We start from the raw sequence: 15,995 nt of genomic DNA, 5'->3' as shown, positions 1-15,995 counted from the left end.
AGCAATCAGCTTCCCGCCGTGCTGTCAGGGCAACTCTGGCGGCTGCCACTCTTCTACTTCTATCAACACCAGCAATGCGGCATCTCCGCCGTACTCTTTCGTTGCCTGATGAAACGCCATCACGTGCGGGTGCTGAGCCAGCCACAGCGGCGTCTGCTGCTTAAGGATATGTTTACCGTGGCCGTGCATCACGCAGGCGCAAAAAACATGCTCGCGGCGACAGGCGGCGATCAATGCCCCCAGCTCCTGTTTGGCCTGCATCTGCGTTAACCCGTGCAGATCGAGAAACAGCTCCGGCGAATAATCCCCGCGACGTAATTTTTTCAGCTCAAAATGGCTGACGTCTTCGCGCACGTACTTCACCGCGCCCTGCGTATTCAGCAGCGGCTGAAATTCATCTGAAAAATAGTGGCTATTATCCGCCTGCTCCTGCAGCAGCCGTTTGACCGGGACTTCAGTGATTTTTTTACGCTGCGGGCGATGGACAATGGTGTCCTGCGCGATTTTACGCGTCCCGGTCATGAGCTGCCTGAACAGCGCCTGATCCTCCTCGCTGAGCGATGTTTTCTTTTTCATTCGTCATTCTCATCTCGTATTTCCGACAGTGTACCCGACTAAACGCATTTTTTAACCTCAAGCGGGACGCGTCATTGCTGATTTATCGCCGTCTTCATGGCAAACTAGCCGCCGAAAATTATGCGAGCATGCCCTGGAGGAAAGAGTGGATAAAATTTTTGTCGATGAAGCAGTAAACGAGCTGCATACCATACAGGACATGTTGCGCTGGTCGGTTAGCCGCTTCAGCGCTGCCAATATCTGGTACGGCCACGGTACCGACAACCCGTGGGATGAGGCCGTGCAGCTGGTGCTGCCGTCCCTCTATCTGCCGCTGGATATTCCGGAAGACATGCGCACCGCGCGCCTGACCTCCAGCGAAAAACACCGCATCGTTGAGCGCGTGATCCGCCGCGTGAACGAACGCATTCCGGTCGCCTACCTGACCAACAAAGCCTGGTTCTGCGGCCACGAGTTCTATGTTGACGAACGCGTGCTGGTGCCGCGCTCGCCGATTGGGGAGCTGATCAACAACCACTTTGAAGGCCTTATCGGCCATCAGCCGCAGCACATTCTGGATATGTGTACCGGCAGCGGCTGTATCGCTATCGCCTGCGCGTACGCCTTCCCGGAAGCGGAAGTGGACGCCGTCGATATCTCCACCGACGCGCTGGCGGTCACCGAGCACAACATTGAAGAGCACGGCCTGATCCACCACGTCACGCCAATTCGCTCTGACCTGTTCCGCGACCTGCCGACGCTGCAGTACGATCTGATCGTCACCAACCCGCCGTACGTCGATGCGGAAGATATGTCGGATCTGCCGAACGAATATCGACATGAGCCGGAGCTGGGTCTGGCGTCAGGATCTGACGGCCTGAAGCTGACCCGCCGCATCCTGGCCTGCGCGCCGGATTATCTGACCGACGACGGCGTTCTGATTTGTGAAGTGGGCAACAGCATGGTACATCTGATAGAGCAGTACCCGGATGTGCCGTTCACCTGGCTTGAGTTCGACAACGGCGGTGACGGCGTCTTTATGCTGACCAAAACGCAGCTGCTCGACGCGCGCGAACACTTCAGCATCTATAAAGATTAATCCAGCGGGCTTCGGCCCGTTTCACAACGCTCAAACACAAACAACAACATCGGAGCCGTGATGGCAGGAAACAGTATTGGACAGGTATTCCGCGTGACCACCTTCGGCGAGTCGCACGGGCTGGCGCTGGGCTGTATCGTTGATGGCGTACCGCCAGGCATCGAGCTGACCGAAGCCGATTTACAGCACGACCTTGACCGTCGTCGCCCGGGCACCTCTCGCTACACCACGCAGCGTCGCGAGCCGGACCAGGTCAAAATTCTCTCCGGGGTCTTTGAAGGCCGCACCACCGGGACCAGCATTGGCTTGCTGATCGAAAACACCGACCAGCGCTCCCAGGACTACGGCGCCATCAAAGACGTCTTCCGTCCGGGCCACGCCGACTACACCTACGAGCAAAAGTACGGCTTCCGCGACTATCGCGGCGGCGGACGTTCTTCCGCGCGTGAAACCGCGATGCGCGTCGCGGCGGGCGCCATTGCTAAGAAATACCTGCAGCAGAAATTTGGCATCGTTATTCGCGGCTGTCTGACCCAGATGGGCGACATTCCGCTGGCGATCAAAGACTGGGACCTGGTTGAGCAAAACCCGTTCTTCTGCGCCGATGCCGACAAGCTTGAGGCGCTGGACGAACTGATGCGCGGCCTGAAAAAAGAGGGCGACTCCATTGGGGCGAAAGTCACCGTGGTGGCGGACGGCGTCCCGGCGGGCTGGGGCGAGCCGGTGTTTGACCGTCTCGACGCCGACATCGCCCACGCGCTGATGAGCATCAACGCGGTGAAGGGCGTAGAGATTGGCGACGGCTTCGACGTGGTTGGGCTTCGCGGCAGCCAGAACCGAGACGAAATCACGAAGGCGGGCTTCCAGAGCAACCACGCGGGCGGCATTCTGGGCGGTATCAGCAGCGGGCAGCAGATTATTGCCAACATCGCGCTCAAGCCAACCTCCAGCATCACCGTGCCGGGCCAAACGATTAACCGCGATGGCGAAGAAGTTGAGATGATCACCAAAGGACGTCACGATCCGTGCGTGGGGATCCGCGCGGTGCCGATCGCAGAAGCGATGCTGGCGATCGTGCTGATGGATCACTTCCTGCGCCAGCGCGCGCAGAATGCGGATGTGACGACCACCATTCCACGCTGGTAAACATGAAAAAAACCGCAATTGCTCTGCTGGCGCTGCTCGCCAGTGGAGCCAGTCTGGCCGCGACGCCATGGCAAAAAATCACCCATCCGGTCGCGGGAAGCGCGCAGTCTATCGGCGCCTTTTCGAACGGCTGTATCGTCGGCGCGCAGGAGCTTCCGCTGCAGTCGGATACCTATCAGGTGATGCGTACCGACCAGCGCCGTTATTTCGGCCACCCTGACCTGGTATTGTTCATCCAGCGACTGGGAAATCAGGTGCACAACCTGGGGCTGGGGACGATGCTGATTGGCGACATGGGCATGCCTGCCGGCGGGCGCTTCAACGGCGGGCACGCCAGCCACCAGACCGGACTGGATGTCGATATCTTCCTGCAGCTGCCGAAGACGCGCTGGAGCTCCGCCCAACTGCTGAAGCCGCAGGCGCTGGATCTGGTGGCGAGCGACGGCAAGCGCGTGGTGCCGTCCCTGTGGACGCGGGACATATCCAGCATGATCAAGCTGGCGGCGGAAGATAACGACGTTACGCGAATTTTTGTTAACCCGGCCATCAAGCAGCAGCTCTGCCTGGATGCCGGAACCGATCGCGACTGGTTGCGCAAGGTGCGTCCGTGGTTCCAGCATCGTGCGCACATGCACGTTCGCCTGCGCTGCCCGGCGAACAGCCTGGAATGTGAAGATCAGCCGCTACCACCGCCAGGCGATGGCTGTGGGGCAGAACTGCAAAGCTGGTTTGAACCGGCAAAACCTGGAACCTCTAAGCCTGAGAAGAAGACACCGCCTCCGCTGCCGCCTTCCTGCCAGGCGCTACTGGATGAGCATGTACTTTAATGGATAATTTCGTCGATCTGTTTATGGTGTCACCGCTGCTGCTGGTGGTGCTGTTCTTTGTGGCGATGCTGGCCGGTTTTATCGATGCTCTTGCGGGCGGCGGCGGGTTGTTAACCGTCCCCGCGCTGCTGGCGGCGGGCATGAGCCCGGCGCAGGCGCTGGCCACCAACAAGCTGCAGGCCTGCGGCGGCTCGCTCTCGGCGTCGCTCTATTTTATCCGCCGCAAGGTGGTGAGCCTGGCCGACCAGAAGCTTAACATCCTGATGACCTTTATCGGCTCCACGTCGGGCGCGCTGCTGGTTCAGCATGTGCAGTCGGATATTTTACGCCAGATCCTGCCGGTTCTGGTCATCTGCATCGGGCTTTACTTCCTGCTGATGCCAAAGCTCGGTGAGGAAGACCGGCAGCGTCGCCTGCACGGCCTGCCGTTTGCCCTAATTGCCGGGGGCTGCGTCGGTTTTTACGACGGTTTCTTCGGCCCGGGGGCCGGCTCGTTTTACGCGCTGGCGTTTGTGACGCTGGCCGGGTTTAACCTCGCCAAATCCACCGCCCATGCCAAAGTGCTCAACGCGACCTCGAACGTCGGCGGCCTGCTGCTGTTTATCATTGGCGGCAAGGTCATCTGGGCAACCGGGTTTGTGATGATGGCAGGGCAGTTTCTCGGCGCGCGCGCGGGCTCGCGCCTGGTATTAAGCAAAGGGCAAAAACTGATTCGACCGATGATCGTTATCGTCTCGGCCGTAATGAGCGCCAAACTTCTTTATGACAGCCATGGACAGGAGATCCTCACCTGGTTGGGGATGCACTAATGAACAGTACGCATAAATACGAACAGCTGATTGAGATTTTCGACGGCTGTTTTGCTGACGATTTTAATACCCGTCTGATTAAAGGCGACGACGAACCGATCTATCTTCCTGCTGATGCAGAGGTTCCGTACAACCGCATCGTCTTTGCCCACGGCTTTTATGCCAGCGCGCTTCACGAGATTTCGCACTGGTGCATCGCCGGGAAAGCGCGTCGTGAGCTTGTGGACTTCGGCTACTGGTACTGCCCGGACGGGCGCGACGCCGCGACCCAGGGGCAGTTTGAGGACGTTGAGGTGAAGCCCCAGGCGTTTGACTGGCTGTTCTGCGTGGCGGCGGGGTATCCGTTTAACGTCAGCTGCGACAACCTCGAGGGCGACTTCGAGCCAGACCGTATCGTCTTCCAGCGCCGCGTGCACGCGCAGGTGATGGAATATCTTGATAAGGGCATCCCGGAACGCCCGGCGCGCTTTATCAAGGCCTTACAGAATTATTACCACACGCCGGAAATCACGGCGGAATGCTTCCCGTGGCCGGAAGATCTTTAACAGAGGAAAGAAGATGATCGCAGAATTTGAAGCACGCATTCTGGCGTTAATTGATGACATGGTGGAACACGCCAGTGATGATGAGCTGTTCGCCAGCGGTTATCTGCGTGGTCACCTGACGCTCGCGGTAGCCGAGCTGGAAGCGGGTGACGATCACTCTGCCGACGCCGTTCATGAGGAAGTGACCCGCAGTCTGGAGAAAGCCATTCTGGCCGGGGAACTCTCTCCGCGCGACCAGACTCTGGTGCTGGGCATGTGGGACAATTTGTTCGAGCAGGCTAAACGCTAGGTCATCATATTTCGCCCGGTGGCGCTGCGCTTATCGGGTCTACGAATATCCCCTCTCCCTGTGGGAGAGGGTTTGGGTGAGGGGACCAGACCGCACCCTATTTAACCGTCTTCCCCTTCAGCAGTTTCCGCACCCACAATCGATTGGGATTCAGTCCCGCAAGCGTAACCCTGTCCAGCGGTAACGGCTCGTTGCTCATTTGCGCGGCTAACGCTTCGGCCAGCAGCGGCGCAGAGCACAGCCCGCGGGAGCCCAGGCCGCCCAGCATATACAGCTCCGGATAGACCGGCGCGCTGACCGCTTTATCCCGGTTATCAGCAAGATCCTCATAGACCTCAAGCGTTGCCTCGTAGTCCGGCACGTTTCCCATCATCGGCAGGTGATCGCGGGTGGCGCAGCGCACGCCGCAGCGCGCGTCACCCGCGCTGACGTCAACCTCTTGCGCCCACGCCGCGTCCGGGAAGCAGTCAATCAGGCGCTGACGGTTTTGCGTCTGATCCCCCTCGCTGTAGCGCATTTCCGCCTCGCCGCGATGGTAGCTTGCCCCGATGCAGTGATGGCCGTTAGACGGGTTTTGCGGCGTCAGATAGCCGTCATAGCACAGCACCTGACGCAGCTGGCCGAGCTCAGGCGTGGTCGGGATATGGCTCACCTGGCCGCCAACCGGATACACCGGCAACGTCGCTGTCTGGGCAAACTGGCTGATGTGATGCCCGTTTGCCAACACGACGCTGGCATGGTTTGCCTCCTTGCCATCAGCAAAACGCAGGTGCCAGCGTTCTGTTCGGGACAGTGATTCAACCTTGTGGCCATACCGCACCGTCAGCCCGCGCGACTGCGCCAGGGCAATGACCGCCGCGGTCAGTTCAGCCGGGCACAGCCAGCCGCCGAGCGGATACTGTATGCCCCCACACCCGGTTTCCACGCCAGCGGTGTCTTTCACCTCCTGCGCGCTTACCGCGCGGGCGATCTCTTCGGGCAGGCCCAGCGACAGCATCTGCGTGATTTTTTGCTGGCTCTTTTCATCCCAGCCGAGCTGCGTGACGCCGCACCAGCTATGGTCGAACGCCACCGGGAGCGCGTCATACAGGCGACGGGCGAAGGTAAACGCCGCAGGGAAAAACCGGAACAGGGCCGGGTCGTGCGCGCTTAAAAGCGGATAGAGCGCCCCCTGACGGTTGCCGGACGCGCCGCTTGCTGGCGCATCGTCAGCACAGTAGAGCGTGACCTGCCAGCCACGCTGGAGAAGCGCGAGGGAGAGCAGGGCGCTGGCGATGCCTCCACCGACGATTGCCACCTCGCGGGCTGCGCTGGCGCGGCGAGCAAACCAGGGGGACTGAGCGGGAACGTCCAGCGTCTGTTCCATCCTGCCGACCAGCATGTCGCGCTTGCGGCCAAAGCCCTTGGTCTTCTGCATGGTAAAGCCCGCTTCCTGCAAGCCACGGCGAACAAATCCTGCCGAGGTGAAGGTGGCAAGCGTTGCGCCGGGGCGCGCCAGTCGCGCCATCGCGCTAAACAGATGCTGGCTCCACATGTCCGGGTTCTTCGCGGGGGCAAAGCCGTCAAGGAACCACGCGTCCACCGTCTGATTCATCGAATCATCGAGCGTATCGGTCAGGTCATTGATGTCGCCAAGCCATAAGTCCAGCGTCACGCGCCCGCCGTCCAGAATCAGACGATGGCAGCCGCCGATGTGTGGCGGCCACTGCGCCTGAAGCTGCTCCGCCCAGGGCGCAAGCTCAGGCCAGCGCTGGTGGGCAAGCCGCAGATCGTGCGCGGTAAGCGGGAATTTTTCGAAACTGATGAAATGTAATCTTTGTAGCGTAGCCTCAGGGTGAGCAGCGTGGAACTGATTAAACGCCTGCCAGAGGGTTAAAAAATTCAGCCCGGTGCCGAATCCACTTTCCGCGACCACAAACAGGCTGCGCGGGTGCGCCGGGAAGCGGGTGCTGAGCTGGTTTCCATCGAGGAAAACATAGCGAGTTTCTTCGAGTCCGTTATCATTAGAAAAATAGACGTCATCAAAATCTCGGGAAACAGGTGTACCCTCAGCGTTGAATTCGAGGTTGGCGGGTTGTATAGCGTTTTGTTTCACGTAAGTTACTCGTCTGACAGGCAGTGGCACGATCTTAACGATGTGAGTCCATCGGTGCAAATTTCCGCAGAAAATGTCTGATCGGACTTGTTCGGCGTACAAGTGTACGCTATTGTGCGACTCGAAACTTACTATAGTGCGACTTACAGAGGTATTGAATGAAACGTGCAGTGATTACTGGCCTGGGCATTGTTTCCAGCATCGGTAATAACCAGCAGGAAGTCCTGGCATCTCTGCGTGAAGGACGCTCCGGGATCACTTTCTCTGAAGAGTTTAAAGATTCAGGTATGCGCAGCCACGTATGGGGTAACGTCAAACTGGACACCACCGGTTTGATTGACCGCAAAGTGGTTCGTTTCATGAACGATGCCTCTATTTACGCTTATCTCTCCATGCAGGAAGCGATCAAAGATTCCGGCCTGAGTGAAGAGGTTTATCAGAACAACCCGCGCGTGGGTCTGATCGCCGGTTCCGGCGGCTCGTCAAAAGCGCAGGTATTCGGCGCTGACGCAATGCGTAGCCCGCGTGGTCTGAAAGCGGTAGGTCCGTACGTGGTTACCAAAGCCATGGGTTCTGCGGTTTCCGCGTGCCTGGCAACCCCATTCAAAATCCACGGTGTGAACTACTCCATCAGCTCCGCGTGTGCGACTTCCGCGCACTGCATCGGTAACGCGGTTGAGCAGATCCAGCTGGGTAAACAGGACATCGTATTTGCTGGCGGCGGCGAAGAGCTGGGCTGGGAAATGGCCTGTGAATTCGACGCGATGGGCGCACTGTCCACCAAGTACAACGAAACCCCGGACAAAGCCTCCCGTACCTATGATGCGCACCGCGACGGTTTCGTTATCGCCGGCGGCGGCGGTATGGTTGTGGTTGAAGAGCTGGAGCATGCCCTGGCGCGCGGCGCGCACATCTACGCTGAGATCGTGGGCTACGGTGCAACGTCTGACGGCGCCGACATGGTTGCGCCATCCGGCGAAGGCGCGGTGCGCTGCATGAAGATGGCGATGCACGGCATTGATACCCCAATCGACTACCTGAACTCCCACGGCACGTCTACTCCGGTAGGCGACGTGAAGGAGCTGGGTGCGATCCGCGAAGTCTTCGGCGACAACAGCCCGGCGATTTCCGCAACCAAAGCCATGACCGGTCACTCTCTGGGTGCGGCTGGCGTGCAGGAAGCGATCTACTCTCTGCTGATGCTGGAAAACGGCTTTATCGCGCCAAGCATCAACATTGACGAGATGGACGAGCAGGCTGCTGGCCTGAACATCGTGACCAAACCAATGGACGCGACGCTGACCACCGTCATGTCAAACAGCTTCGGCTTCGGTGGCACCAACGCCACGCTGGTTATGCGTAAGCTGAAAGCATAAGCGTTTGAATGTATAGTATAAGGGAACCGGAAGGTTCCCTTTTTTTATGCCTCAACACGGAGTTATGCATGACGGCCGCTATCCCGGATAAACGTATCCCTTCCGGTAACCTATCCCTTTTCCGTATCGCCTTTGCGGTATTCCTGACCTACATGACCGTAGGTTTGCCGCTGCCGGTGATCCCGCTGTTCGTCCATCAGGAGCTAGGCTATGGCAACACCATGGTCGGCATTGCGGTGGGCATTCAGTTTTTAGCCACGGTATTAACCCGCGGATACGCCGGACGGCTGGCAGATCAGCACGGTGCTAAACGCTCGGCGATACAGGGGATGTTTGCCTGTGGGCTGGCGGGCGGGGCGTGGCTGCTGGCGGCCCTTTTGCCGCTCGACGCCGCCTATAAATTTGCGCTGCTGGTGCTGGGCCGCTTAATCCTTGGCTTCGGCGAAAGCCAGCTGCTGACCGGCACCCTGACCTGGGGAATGGGGCTGGTGGGGCCTGCGCGTTCCGGCAAGGTCATGTCCTGGAACGGCATGGCCATCTACGGCGCGCTGGCCGCCGGCGCACCGCTTGGACTGCTCATCAACATCCAGTTTGGATTTGCGGCCCTGGCGGCAACGACCATGGTGCTGCCGCTGGTAGCGTGGGCGTTTAACGGCTCGGTGCGTAAGGTGCCCGCGCACAAAGGGGAGCGTCCTTCCCTGTGGAGCGTGGTTGGTCAAATCTGGCAGCCGGGCCTTGGCCTGGCGCTGCAGGGCGTGGGGTTTGCGGTCATTGGCACCTTCGTCTCGCTCTATTTCATGAGCCGCGGCTGGGCGATGGCCGGTTTTACGCTGACCGCATTTGGCGGCGCGTTTGTGCTGATGCGCGTGCTGTTCGGCTGGATGCCGGATCGCTTTGGCGGCGTGAAGGTGGCGGTGGCATCCCTGATGATTGAGACCGTGGGCCTGCTGCTGCTGTGGCAAGCGCCGGTTGCCTCCGTTGCGCTGCTGGGTGCCGCGCTCACCGGCTGCGGCTGCTCGCTGATTTTCCCGGCGCTGGGTGTGGAAGTCGTGAAGCGCGTTGCCCCGCAGGTGCGCGGGACGGCGCTCGGCGGCTATGCGGCGTTTCAGGATATCTCGTACGGCGTCACCGGCCCGCTGGCCGGGGTGTTAGCCACCTCGTTTGGCTATCCGTCCGTCTTCCTGGCCGGTGCGATTTCAGCGGTCGTGGGGATTGTGGTGACGCTGGTGGCGTTTCGCAGAACGTGAGCCGTTGTTGCCGGGGGCGGCTGCGCCTTGCCCGGCCTACGGTTCGAGCCGTTGTAGGCCCGGTAAGCGCAGCGCCACCGGGCAAATCCTCAGGCAACCAGCCAGAAAATCGCCAGCGCAACAAGCAGTGCAATAAACATCAGTCCCGGACGCGCAGAGAGCGTTCTGAACGTCTCGGCGACCGGCGCAAACAGCGGGCTGTAGATCGGCTGAACGTTTCTTACCTCGGGCACGCCGCCCTCACGTTCGGCGCGCCGTACGAAGATTTGGTTGAGCAAATCCTGCACCTGGGCGGTGGTCAGCACCGTCTGCGGCGTGGCCTGCCAGTTTTGCTGGGCGTAATCCCGAATCACCTCGAACTCGTGCGGCTCAAGCGGCTGCTTCAGCGCGGCCTGCACGGTATGCAGGGTAGGGGCGCTCTGGGTGCTGAGCGTCTGGCGCGCCTGAAGCCAGGTCACCAGATGGGTAAACTGTTTGGCCGGGATCAGCTCGCCCGCCTTCACGCCGGACAGCTCCAGCATGGATTGCCAGATGAGCTTCGTCGGCTCGCCGGTAGCCGCGGCCAGCTTGGTCACCATCTGCTTGAGCGTGTTGTGCTCGGCGGGCAGCAGCGGGCGCTCGGTCGCCGGGCGCACCTGAGGCTGTGGAATCGACAGCTCGTTGTTCTGCAGCAGCGTCAGCACGGTTTTAAGCTGGTTGGGCGTCAGCTGGCCAAGGGCGGTCTGACCATACTGCTGGCGGATAAAATCACTCACCGCCTGGCGGTTATTACCCTGGCCAAGCAGCTCCGTCAGCTGAGCGACAATCTGGCGCGTGGTGTGGTTTTGCTGAGCGGTCGTAATACGCTGGTTCAGGTTTTGCTCGGCCGCAGGGAAATGGCGCGACTGCAGCGGCGCGTCGTTTCTCACGCCTAAATCATGCTTTACCCCGGCCCAGACCTCTGCGTTTTGCTGTGAAGTCAGGGCAATCAGGCGCGTGATCAGTCGCTCCAGCACGGTGCGCTGTTGCGTGGAAAGCGGCTGTTCACCGGCAACGTTTGGCGTGACGGGGCCTTCACCCGGAGGGCGTGGCGGCGTACCTGAAATGGGCTGCATCGTCAAAAATCCTTAAAGTCAAAACTCAGCGTAAACCTGGCAGACGTATATGCCTGGCGGCCAGATTATGGCACACTTGGCAGGTTTTCTTCCTCTCAAACAGGTACTCAGACGTGAAAATCCTCGTTGATGAAAATATGCCTTATGCCCGCGAGCTGTTTAGCCGCCTGGGTAACGTTAAGGCTGTCCCTGGTCGCCCGATCCCGGTCAACGAACTGGATGACGCAGACGCGCTGATGGTGCGCTCGGTGACCAAAGTAAATGAGGCATTGCTCGCCGGTAAGGCGATTAAGTTCGTTGGTACCGCTACGGCAGGGACCGATCATGTGGACGATCGGTGGCTGGCGCAGGCCGGGATTGGTTTTTCCGCGGCGCCGGGCTGTAACGCGATTGCCGTCGTGGAATACGTTTTCTCCTCGCTGCTGATGCTGGCCGAGCGCGACGGTTTTGCGCTGAAAGAGCGCACCGTGGGGATTGTTGGCGTGGGTAACGTCGGCGGCCGCCTGCAAAAGCGCCTTGAGGCGTTAGGGATCCGCACGCTGCTGTGCGATCCGCCGCGCAAAGACAACGGCGACGACGGGGATTTCCGCTCGCTGGACGAGCTGGTTGAAGAGTGCGACGTGCTGACTTTCCACACGCCGCTGTTTAAAGAGGGGCCGTATAAGTCGCTGCATCTGGCCGACGCGGCGCTGATCCGCCGTCTGAAGGCTGGCACTATTCTGATAAATGCCTGCCGGGGGCCGGTGGTGGATAACGCCGCGCTGCTGGCGTGTCTGAACGAAGGACAAGACCTCAGCGTGGTGCTGGACGTCTGGGAGCCGGAGCCGGATCTCAACGTTGAGCTGCTTAACAAGGTGGACGTAGCCACCGCCCATATCGCCGGTTATACCCTCGAAGGGAAAGCCCGCGGCACGACGCAGGTCTTCGAAGCCTACAGCGCTTTTATCGGCCATCCGCAGCAGGTCGCGCTGGATACCTTACTCCCCGCGCCTGAGTTTGGCCGCATTACCCTGCACGGTCCGCTCGATCAGGCAACGCTGAAAAGGCTGGTGCATTTGGTGTATGATGTGCGCCGCGATGATGCGCTGCTGCGTAAAGTGGCGGGGATCCCGGGTGAATTTGACAAGCTGCGCAAGAACTATGTTGAGCGCCGCGAGTGGTCTTCCCTGTATGTAATGTGCGACGACGCGTCGGCGGCGACGCTGCTGCACAAGCTGGGGTTTAACGCCGTTCATCATCCGGCGCATTAATGTCTTCTTAATGCTCCCTGTTGGATACTCCGACAGGGACGCTTTTTTATTTCTGGAGTAAACCACCATGTCTGAAGGCTGGAACATTGCCATTTTAGGTGCCACGGGTGCCGTGGGCGAAGCCCTGCTCGAAACCCTTGCCGAGCGTCAGTTCCCGGTGGGCGATATCTATGCGCTGGCGCGTACCGATAGCGCGGGTGAGCATCTGCGTTTTAACAGTAAATCCGTGATGGTCCAGGATGCAGCAGAGTTTGACTGGACCCAGGCGCAGCTGGCGTTTTTCGCCGCGGGCGCTGAAGCCACTGCCGCGTACGTTGAAGAGGCGACCAACGCGGGCTGCCTGGTGATCGACCTGAGCGGCCTGTTCACCATGGAGCCGGACGTGCCGCTGGTGGTGCCGGACGTGAACCCGTTCGTGCTGGCTGACTACCGCAACCGTAACGTCATTGCGGTACCGAACAGCCTGACCAGCCAGCTGCTGACCGCCCTGAAACCGCTGATCGACGACGGCGGCCTCTCGCGCATTACCGTCACCAGCCTGCTGTCCGCCTCTGCTAACGGCAAAAAGGCCGTCGACGCGCTGGCCGGGCAGAGCGCGAAGCTGCTGAACGGCATCCCGATTGACGAAGATGACTTCTTTGGCCGCCAGCTGGCGTTCAACATGCTGCCGCTGCTGCCGGACCGCGAGGGTTCCGTGCGCGAAGAGCGTCGTATCGTCGATGAAGTGCGTAAAATTTTGCAGGACGATGGCCTGATGATCTCTGCAAGCGTCGTGCAGTCCCCGGTCTTCTACGGCCACGCGCAGATGGTCGGCTTCGAGGCGCTGCGTCCGCTGGCGGCGGAAGAAGCGCGCGATGCGTTTGGCCGCGGTGAGGACATTGTCCTCTCTGAAGAGAGCGAGTTCCCGACCCAGGTGGGCGATGCCACCGGCAGCGCGCATCTTTCCGTTGGCTGCGTGCGTAACGACTACGGTATGCCTGAGCAGGTTCAGTTCTGGTCGGTTGCCGACAACGTTCGCTTCGGCGGCGCGCTGATGGCGGTCAAAATCGCTGAAAAACTGGTGCAGGAGTACCTGTACTGATGTCAGACCTGGAACAAAAGCCGGTCCATAGAATTGCCCTCGGCATCGAGTACGACGGCAGTAAATATTATGGCTGGCAGCGTCAGAATGAGGTGCGCAGCGTCCAGGAAAAGCTGGAGAAAGCGCTCTCTCAGGTGGCAAACGAGCCGATTAACGTCCTGTGCGCGGGACGTACGGACGCGGGCGTTCACGGCACGGGGCAGGTGGTTCACTTTGAAACCACCGCCGTGCGCAAGGACGCCGCCTGGACGCTGGGTGTAAATGCGAATTTGCCTGGTGACATTGCGGTGCGCTGGGTGAAAGCTGTGCCGGATGATTTTCACGCGCGGTTCAGCGCCACGGCGCGCCGTTATCGCTACGTCATCTACAATCAGCGCCTGCGTCCGGCGGTGTTAAGCCAGGGCGTGACGCACTTTTATGAACCGCTCGACGCTGAACGCATGCATCGTGCGGCGCAGTGTCTGATTGGTGAAAATGATTTTACGTCGTTTCGTGCGGTGCAGTGTCAGTCCCGCACGCCGTGGCGTAACGTCATGCACATTCACGTCAGCCGTTTTGGCGCGTATGTGGTGGTGGATATCAAAGCCAATGCCTTTGTACATCATATGGTTAGGAATATTGTGGGTAGCCTGATGGAAGTGGGCGCCGGACACCAGCCGGAGAGCTGGATTGCAGACCTGCTGGCAGCGAAGGACAGAACGCTGGCGGCAGCCACGGCGAAAGCGGAAGGGTTGTATCTGGTGTCGGTAGACTATCCGGATCGGTTTGACCTGCCAAAACCGCCAATGGGCCCGCTATTTTTAGCGGACTAAACAAAGGTGCAATTAGGGCTTAGACAATATGGACGTAATTCGTTTTTTAATTGATTTCATCCTGCATATTGATGTTCACCTGGCGGAGCTGGTCGCGCAGTATGGCGTCTGGGTTTATGCCATTCTGTTCCTCATTTTGTTCTGTGAAACCGGGCTGGTTGTTACCCCGTTCCTGCCGGGGGATTCACTGCTGTTCGTTGCCGGGGCGTTATCGGCGTTACCGACTAACGATCTGAACGTGCATCTTATGGTGGTGCTGATGGTCATTGCCGCGATTATCGGTGATGCGGTCAACTATACGATTGGCCGGGTATTCGGTGAGCGGCTTTTCAGCAATCCTGATTCGAAAATTTTCCGTCGCAGCTATTTAGATAAAACCCATGCGTTTTATGAACGCCATGGCGGAAAAACCATTATCCTTGCGCGCTTTGTGCCTATTGTGCGTACATTTGCACCGTTTGTGGCGGGAATGGGGCATATGTCCTATCGTCATTTTGCGATGTATAACGTCGTGGGGGCGCTGCTGTGGGTGCTGCTATTTACCTATGCCGGCTACCTGTTTGGCGATCTTCCGATCGTTCAGGAAAATCTTAAGTTACTGATTGTAGCGATAATTGTGCTTTCCGTACTGCCTGGCGTTATCGAAATCATTCGTCACAAACGTGCGGCGGCTAAGCAAGCGAAGTAAATGCACGCTGGCGGTTCGACCACTTTTTTATCCAAAGTTTCGGGCTGTTATGTTTTAATGTGCAACATTCATGGTCTGTTGGAGGCAAAAATGGCATTATTCGCCTCTTATAGCAAAACTGGCATACGACCAGGTTCAGGCAGAAAGGTTATCAATGAGCTGGATTGAACGAATTAAAAGCAACATTACCCCAACGCGCAAAGCGAGCATTCCTGAAGGGGTATGGACGAAGTGTGACAGCTGCGGTCAGGTACTGTATCGCGCAGAGCTGGAACGCAACCTTGAGGTGTGTCCGAAGTGTGACCACCATATGCGTATGTCGGCGCGCAACCGCCTGCATAGCCTGCTGGACGAAGGCTCTCTGGTAGAGCTGGGCAGCGAGCTTGAGCCAAAAGACGTGCTGAAGTTCCGCGATTCCAAAAAATACAAAGATCGTCTGGCCTCTGCACAAAAAGAGACCGGCGAGAAAGACGCGCTGGTCGTCATGAAAGGCACCCTGCACGAGATGCCGGTTGTTGCCGCTGCGTTTGAGTTCTCCTTTATGGGCGGCTCAATGGGCTCCGTGGTCGGTGCGCGCTTCGTGCGTGCCGTTGAGCAGGCGCTGGAAGACAACTGTCCGCTGATCTGCTTCTCTGCCTCCGGCGGTGCGCGTATGCAGGAAGCGCTGATGTCGCTGATGCAGATGGCGAAAACCTCTGCAGCGCTGGCGAAGATGCAGGAGCGCGGTCTGCCGTACATCTCCGTGCTGACCGACCCAACCATGGGCGGCGTCTCCGCGAGTTTCGCGATGCTGGGCGACCTGAACATCGCTGAGCCAAAAGCGCTGATCGGCTTTGCCGGCCCTCGCGTTATCGAGCAGACCGTTCGTGAAAAGCTGCCGCCGGGCTTCCAGCGCAGTGAGTTCCTCATTGAGAAAGGCGCCATTGACATGATCGTCCGCCGTCCGGAAATGCGCCTCAAGCTGGCGAGCATCCTGGCGAAGCTGATGAATCTACCCGCGCCGAACCCGGATGAGCCGCGCGAAGGCGTGGTGGTACCGGATCAGGAACCCGAGGCCTGATAACTGAAAAGGGCAGGGCCGG

General features: G+C 59.2%; 16 protein-coding genes. 13 read left to right on the top strand and 3 right to left on the bottom strand.

Translation table 11 applies throughout. From position 1 onward, the window contains the following. Window positions 1-24: 24 nt before the first annotated feature. Window positions 25-576 (bottom strand): endonuclease SmrB, encoded by a 552-nt coding sequence (gene smrB / locus L6R44_RS15015; RefSeq protein ID WP_237424645.1) that lies wholly within the window; start codon window positions 574-576, stop codon window positions 25-27. 145 nt (window positions 577-721) lie between these two features. Here smrB and prmB point away from each other — a divergent pair, with 145 nt between their 5' ends. The 6 genes from prmB to L6R44_RS14985 are packed head-to-tail and all read left to right on the top strand — an operon-like array spanning window position 722 to window position 5,270. After that, entirely contained in the window at window positions 722-1,654 is a 933-nt protein-coding gene (gene prmB, locus L6R44_RS15010) for a 50S ribosomal protein L3 N(5)-glutamine methyltransferase (protein ID WP_237424644.1), read from the top strand. 60 nt (window positions 1,655-1,714) lie between these two features. Beyond that, window positions 1,715-2,800, top strand: coding sequence for a chorismate synthase (aroC, locus tag L6R44_RS15005; RefSeq protein WP_237424643.1), 1,086 nt, complete (start codon window positions 1,715-1,717; stop codon window positions 2,798-2,800). A 2-nt stretch (window positions 2,801-2,802) separates the two neighbouring features. Beyond that, entirely contained in the window at window positions 2,803-3,627 is an 825-nt protein-coding gene (gene mepA / locus L6R44_RS15000; protein ID WP_237424642.1) for a penicillin-insensitive murein endopeptidase, read from the top strand. Continuing rightward, complete coding sequence (locus tag L6R44_RS14995; protein ID WP_008502609.1) at window positions 3,627-4,436, top strand: sulfite exporter TauE/SafE family protein; 810 nt, start codon at window positions 3,627-3,629, stop codon at window positions 4,434-4,436. Before mepA ends, L6R44_RS14995 begins: the two co-directional genes overlap by 1 nt. Next, window positions 4,436-4,981 carry an elongation factor P hydroxylase gene (locus L6R44_RS14990; RefSeq protein WP_032642025.1) on the top strand — a complete coding sequence of 182 codons (546 nt, stop codon included), beginning with the start codon at window positions 4,436-4,438 and terminating at the stop codon, window positions 4,979-4,981. Before L6R44_RS14995 ends, L6R44_RS14990 begins: the two co-directional genes overlap by 1 nt. Before the next feature lie 13 nt (window positions 4,982-4,994). Beyond that, the gene (locus L6R44_RS14985) at window positions 4,995-5,270 is read left to right on the top strand and encodes a YfcL family protein (RefSeq protein WP_237424641.1); all 276 of its coding nucleotides are present in this window, start codon (window positions 4,995-4,997) and stop codon (window positions 5,268-5,270) included. A 97-nt stretch (window positions 5,271-5,367) separates the two neighbouring features. On the opposite strand, the gene mnmC is transcribed toward L6R44_RS14985, so the two are convergent. Further along, window positions 5,368-7,365 carry a bifunctional tRNA (5-methylaminomethyl-2-thiouridine)(34)-methyltransferase MnmD/FAD-dependent 5-carboxymethylaminomethyl-2-thiouridine(34) oxidoreductase MnmC gene (mnmC, locus tag L6R44_RS14980; protein WP_237424640.1) on the bottom strand — a complete coding sequence of 666 codons (1,998 nt, stop codon included), beginning with the start codon at window positions 7,363-7,365 and terminating at the stop codon, window positions 5,368-5,370. 158 nt (window positions 7,366-7,523) lie between these two features. On the opposite strand from mnmC, the gene fabB reads away from it, so the two are divergent. Together fabB and L6R44_RS14970 are read left to right on the top strand one after the other, a co-directional pair. Further along, the gene (fabB, locus tag L6R44_RS14975) at window positions 7,524-8,741 is read left to right on the top strand and encodes a beta-ketoacyl-ACP synthase I (protein WP_237424639.1); all 1,218 of its coding nucleotides are present in this window, start codon (window positions 7,524-7,526) and stop codon (window positions 8,739-8,741) included. Between the two features lie 68 nt (window positions 8,742-8,809). After that, window positions 8,810-9,988: an MFS transporter gene (locus L6R44_RS14970; protein WP_237424638.1), complete on the top strand. Its 1,179-nt coding sequence runs from the start codon at window positions 8,810-8,812 to the stop codon at window positions 9,986-9,988. 89 nt (window positions 9,989-10,077) lie between these two features. Here L6R44_RS14970 and flk read toward each other — a convergent pair whose 3' ends face one another. Then, the gene (gene flk / locus L6R44_RS14965) at window positions 10,078-11,082 is read right to left on the bottom strand and encodes a flagella biosynthesis regulator Flk (protein WP_237424637.1); all 1,005 of its coding nucleotides are present in this window, start codon (window positions 11,080-11,082) and stop codon (window positions 10,078-10,080) included. A gap of 113 nt (window positions 11,083-11,195) precedes the next feature. Between flk and pdxB the strand changes: the two genes are divergently transcribed. The 5 genes from pdxB (at window position 11,196) to accD (ending at window position 15,973) form a co-directional block, all read left to right on the top strand. Then, window positions 11,196-12,332, top strand: coding sequence for a 4-phosphoerythronate dehydrogenase PdxB (gene pdxB / locus L6R44_RS14960; RefSeq protein WP_237424636.1), 1,137 nt, complete (start codon window positions 11,196-11,198; stop codon window positions 12,330-12,332). A 67-nt stretch (window positions 12,333-12,399) separates the two neighbouring features. Next, complete coding sequence (locus L6R44_RS14955) at window positions 12,400-13,413, top strand: aspartate-semialdehyde dehydrogenase (protein WP_237424635.1); 1,014 nt, start codon at window positions 12,400-12,402, stop codon at window positions 13,411-13,413. Beyond that, window positions 13,413-14,225 carry a tRNA pseudouridine(38-40) synthase TruA gene (gene truA / locus L6R44_RS14950; RefSeq protein WP_032642017.1) on the top strand — a complete coding sequence of 271 codons (813 nt, stop codon included), beginning with the start codon at window positions 13,413-13,415 and terminating at the stop codon, window positions 14,223-14,225. Before L6R44_RS14955 ends, truA begins: the two co-directional genes overlap by 1 nt. Window positions 14,226-14,253: 28 nt before the next feature. Beyond that, complete coding sequence (locus tag L6R44_RS14945) at window positions 14,254-14,913, top strand: DedA family protein (RefSeq protein WP_237424634.1); 660 nt, start codon at window positions 14,254-14,256, stop codon at window positions 14,911-14,913. Window positions 14,914-15,067: 154 nt separating this feature from the next. Further along, complete coding sequence (gene accD, locus L6R44_RS14940) at window positions 15,068-15,973, top strand: acetyl-CoA carboxylase, carboxyltransferase subunit beta (protein WP_032642015.1); 906 nt, start codon at window positions 15,068-15,070, stop codon at window positions 15,971-15,973. Window positions 15,974-15,995 lie beyond the last annotated feature (22 nt).

Source organism: Enterobacter cloacae complex sp. ECC445, assembly GCF_021892025.1.
GTDB classification, from domain to species: Bacteria; Pseudomonadota; Gammaproteobacteria; order Enterobacterales; family Enterobacteriaceae; genus Enterobacter; species Enterobacter chengduensis.
The sequence above is the reverse complement of the archived record's forward strand: the minus strand, read 5'-3'. Positions and strand labels throughout refer to the sequence as shown.

Excerpts from the sequence above, each read along its gene's own strand:
- smrB (WP_237424645.1), bottom strand. The coding sequence starts at position 576 with ATGAAAAAGAAAACATCGCTCAGCGAGGAGGATCAGGCGCTGTTCAGG.
- aroC (WP_237424643.1), top strand. The coding sequence starts at position 1,715 with ATGGCAGGAAACAGTATTGGACAGGTATTCCGCGTGACCACCTTCGGC.
- mepA (WP_237424642.1), top strand. The coding sequence starts at position 2,803 with ATGAAAAAAACCGCAATTGCTCTGCTGGCGCTGCTCGCCAGTGGAGCC.
- L6R44_RS14995 (WP_008502609.1), top strand. The coding sequence starts at position 3,627 with ATGGATAATTTCGTCGATCTGTTTATGGTGTCACCGCTGCTGCTGGTG.
- L6R44_RS14990 (WP_032642025.1), top strand. The coding sequence starts at position 4,436 with ATGAACAGTACGCATAAATACGAACAGCTGATTGAGATTTTCGACGGC.
- L6R44_RS14985 (WP_237424641.1), top strand. The coding sequence starts at position 4,995 with ATGATCGCAGAATTTGAAGCACGCATTCTGGCGTTAATTGATGACATG.
- fabB (WP_237424639.1), top strand. The coding sequence starts at position 7,524 with ATGAAACGTGCAGTGATTACTGGCCTGGGCATTGTTTCCAGCATCGGT.
- L6R44_RS14970 (WP_237424638.1), top strand. The coding sequence starts at position 8,810 with ATGACGGCCGCTATCCCGGATAAACGTATCCCTTCCGGTAACCTATCC.
- flk (WP_237424637.1), bottom strand. The coding sequence starts at position 11,082 with ATGCAGCCCATTTCAGGTACGCCGCCACGCCCTCCGGGTGAAGGCCCC.
- L6R44_RS14955 (WP_237424635.1), top strand. The coding sequence starts at position 12,400 with ATGTCTGAAGGCTGGAACATTGCCATTTTAGGTGCCACGGGTGCCGTG.
- truA (WP_032642017.1), top strand. The coding sequence starts at position 13,413 with ATGTCAGACCTGGAACAAAAGCCGGTCCATAGAATTGCCCTCGGCATC.
- L6R44_RS14945 (WP_237424634.1), top strand. The coding sequence starts at position 14,254 with ATGGACGTAATTCGTTTTTTAATTGATTTCATCCTGCATATTGATGTT.
- accD (WP_032642015.1), top strand. The coding sequence starts at position 15,068 with ATGAGCTGGATTGAACGAATTAAAAGCAACATTACCCCAACGCGCAAA.